2 protein-coding genes and 2 pseudogenes are annotated in these 3477 nt (G+C 39.4%); all 4 read left to right on the forward strand.

Features of this window, described 5'->3' with window-relative positions; all coding sequences use genetic code 11:
* Positions 1-332 (forward strand): annotated as a pseudogene (locus ACIQ32_RS11475) (NADH-quinone oxidoreductase subunit L); the annotation flags it as partial.
* A 10-nt stretch (positions 333-342) separates the two neighbouring features.
* On the forward strand, positions 343-1779 hold the full coding sequence (locus tag ACIQ32_RS11480) for a NuoM family protein (protein WP_396195827.1): 1437 nt from the start codon (positions 343-345) through the stop codon (positions 1777-1779).
* A 4-nt stretch (positions 1780-1783) separates the two neighbouring features.
* Complete coding sequence (locus ACIQ32_RS11485; protein ID WP_396195828.1) at positions 1784-3163, forward strand: NADH-quinone oxidoreductase subunit N; 1380 nt, start codon at positions 1784-1786, stop codon at positions 3161-3163.
* A 115-nt stretch (positions 3164-3278) separates the two neighbouring features.
* Positions 3279-3477: pseudogene (locus ACIQ32_RS11490) on the forward strand (SOS mutagenesis and repair protein UmuC); the annotation flags it as partial.

Genomic DNA, 3477 nt, shown 5'->3' on the forward strand with positions numbered 1-3477 from the left:
GGATTATTTGGGCGAATGCCAAATACATCAAAGGTGGCTTTGTACCGAAAGAAGATGCGGATATCAGCGGCTTCAACAAAACGGTTTACAACAAATATTATGTGGACGAATTTTACACATTCTTAATTGTGAAACCACTCAACGGATTGGCTAATTTCTTTAGAACAACCTTGGAACCTGCTTTAGGCAAAGTGGTTTTCAGTTTCGGGACTTTGGCTAACGGCATTGGAACACAAGGCAAGAAGTTACACAACGGAAACATCGGATTGTATCTTTTCGTTTTTGTAATCGGTATTTGTGCCATCATCACTTATTTATTTATCGCTCAATAATTTTTACACAATGGATGTAACTACTATATTATTATTACTGCTGATTGGTTCGATTGCTACGTTTTTCGCCGGAAATAAATTAGCTTCTAAAGTGGCACTGGTGTTCAGCTTAGGTGCTTTAGGTTTGTCGTTGTATTTGTTGAACTTAATGAGCCAAGGCGACAATATCAGTTATATAGGCGAATGGATGAGTAGTCCGAAAGTAGCCTTAGCCTTCAAAGCCGACGGCTTATCGATGGCGATGGTTTTATTGACTACGGCTTTAACGCCTTTGATTGTGTTTTCTTCTTTTGGCAACAGTTTTAACAACAGTAAAAACTTCTACGCTTTAGTGTTGTTCATGTCATTTGCCATGGTCGGAACATTCCTAGCTGCTGACGGATTGTTATACTATATCTTCTGGGAGTTGGCTTTGATTCCGATATACTTTATCGCCTTAATTTGGGGTAACGGTGATGCCGAAGAGCGCAAAAAAGCGGTGGTGAAATTCTTCATCTACACGTTGGGAGGTTCTTTATTTATGTTGATTGCTTTCGCGTATTTGTATTCAAAAGCAGGCAGTTTTATTTTAGAAGATTTATACAAATTAGACTTAACTACTACAGAAGAATGTTGGATTTTCTTCGCTTTCTTCTTAGCGTATGCCATCAAAATTCCGATTATTCCTTTCCATACTTGGCAGGCTAAAGTGTACCAAAAAGCGCCAACCGTAGGAACCATGCTTTTATCCGGTATCATGTTGAAAATGGGATTGTACAGCGTTATCCGTTGGCAATTACCTATCGCGCCGAGCGCTGCTAAAACCTATATGCCGGTGTTAATCGGATTGAGTATTGCGGGTGTGATTTATGGTTCAATTGTAGCTTTACGTCAAAAAGATTTAAAGAAATTATTAGCTTATTCGTCGTTAGCACACGTTGGTTTGATTGCCGCCGGTTGTTACACTTTAACCCTTGACGGATTAAGTGGTGCAGTTTCTCAGATGATAGCGCATGGTTTTGTTATTGTGGGCTTGTTCTTCGCTGCTGAAGTAATTTTCAGAAGATATGAAACCAGAACGATTGCCGATTTAGGCGGGATTCGTTCACAAACCCCGAAATTCACTTCTATGTTTATGATTTTGGTTTTAGCCTCTGTGGCATTACCGGGAACATTTAACTTCGTGGGAGAATTTACCGTATTGTACAGTTTGAGTCAGGTGAATCTTTGGTATGCTGTTTTAGGCGGAACCACGATTATTTTGGGTGCTTACTATATGTTGAAGATGTTCCAAAACGTAATGTTGGGTGAAACCAATACCAAAGTATTTGCAGAAGTAACAACTAACGAAGCCATTACTTTTGTAGCGATTATAGCGTTCTTACTGTTCTTCGGGTTGTATCCGAAACCGATAGTAGATTTGGTGACGCCGAGTTTGAATGAAATTTTAGCCGTAATTAATAAATAATAAAATGCAAGTATTAATAACAATAGTATCATTAGGTGTTTTTTGTCTGTTGGCAGAAATCTTCAATTTAAGAAAACTACTGGTTCCGGTTACTGTCATAGGTTTACTTGCCATTTTAGGAATCTCTTTGAATCTTTGGGCAATCGATCCGAGCATCGATGCCAACTATGCGAGCATGATAGCCGTTGATCAATTTTCGAACGCTTTCAACTCTTTGTTCATAGTGCTGACTATTTTCTTAATCGCTCTTAGTGGTGATTTCTACAAAGAACACCAAACCAAGATATCCGACTTTATTGCCATCAAAGTATTCCTTTTGGCCGGAGCTGTTGCGATGGTTTCCTTTAGCAATTTGGCGATGTTTTTCTTAGGGATTGAAGTATTGTCGATTTCCTTATACATTTTAGCTGCGAGCAAAAGATTAGACATCAAGAGCAACGAAGCCGGAATGAAATATTTCTTATTGGGTTCGTTTGCCTCGGGAATCATCTTATTCGGTATTTGTTTGATTTACGGTGCTACCGGTTATTTCAATATAGCCGAAATCAAAGACTTGTCTTCCGGTGCCGGCATTCCGGTTTGGTTTCCTATCGGAGTAGTATTGATGATTATTGGCATGTTGTTCAAAATTGCCGCGGCGCCTTTCCATTTTTGGGCTCCGGATGTTTACGAAGGTTCACCATCGATAACCACCGCTACCATGAGTACTTTAGCCAAAGTAGTAGCTATGGCAACACTGTACAAACTATTGAGCGGTATGACTACCTCGTTGATGCCGACCTTTGAAATGGTAATTGTAGTGGTTTCTATCTTGTCTATGACTATCGGAAATATCATGGCCTTGCGTCAGGACAATGTAAAACGCATGTTAGCCTTCTCGGGTATTTCACACGCCGGATTTATGTTAATGGCCATTTTAAGTTTAACAACAGCGGCAAGTACACTTTTATATTACACCGCGGCTTATGCTTTAGCCGGTATAGCTTCTTTTGCGGTAATTATTGCGGTAACGCGTGACAAAGGCAACGAGTTGACCACTAACTTCAATGGGTTAGGCAAAACCAATCCATTGATGGCGGCCGTTTTAACCGCGTCCTTATTGTCTATGGCGGGAATTCCTATTTTCTCAGGTTTCTTTGCTAAGTTTATGTTATTCAGTGATACGATTAAAGCGGGCTATTTGTTCTTGGTGATTGTAGGGGTTATCAACTCTATTATCAGTGTGGGTTATTATTTTAAATTGATTTTGGCCATGTACACCAAAGAAGCTTCAGCCGAAAAACAAGCCGTTCCGTTTGTCTATTACTTTGTAGCCGTAGTGTCTATTTTACTAAATATCTTAATAGGACTTCATCCTTCATTAGTAACCAATTTATTGAACTAAAAAAGTTCCATTTTAAAAATACAGAAACCATCAAGAGCAATTTTGGTGGTTTTTTTGTTATCAACAATCGCTAAAATTAACTTTTGTTACGCTACAAAATCCTTAATTTTATACCATGTATGCTTTAGTCGATTGCAATAATTTCTATGCCTCGTGCGAACGCGTTTTTCAGCCGCATTTGGTTGGGAAACCTATAGTGATTTTGTCTAATAACGACGGTTGTATCATTTCCCGAAGCGATGAAGCCAAAGCCCTCGGCATAGCCATGGGTGCGCCCGAATTTAAAGTGCGACAAGAGCTCAAAGCCAAAAACA

It is taken from the genome of Flavobacterium sp. (assembly GCF_044373165.1).
GTDB lineage: Bacteria > Bacteroidota > Bacteroidia > Flavobacteriales > Flavobacteriaceae > Flavobacterium.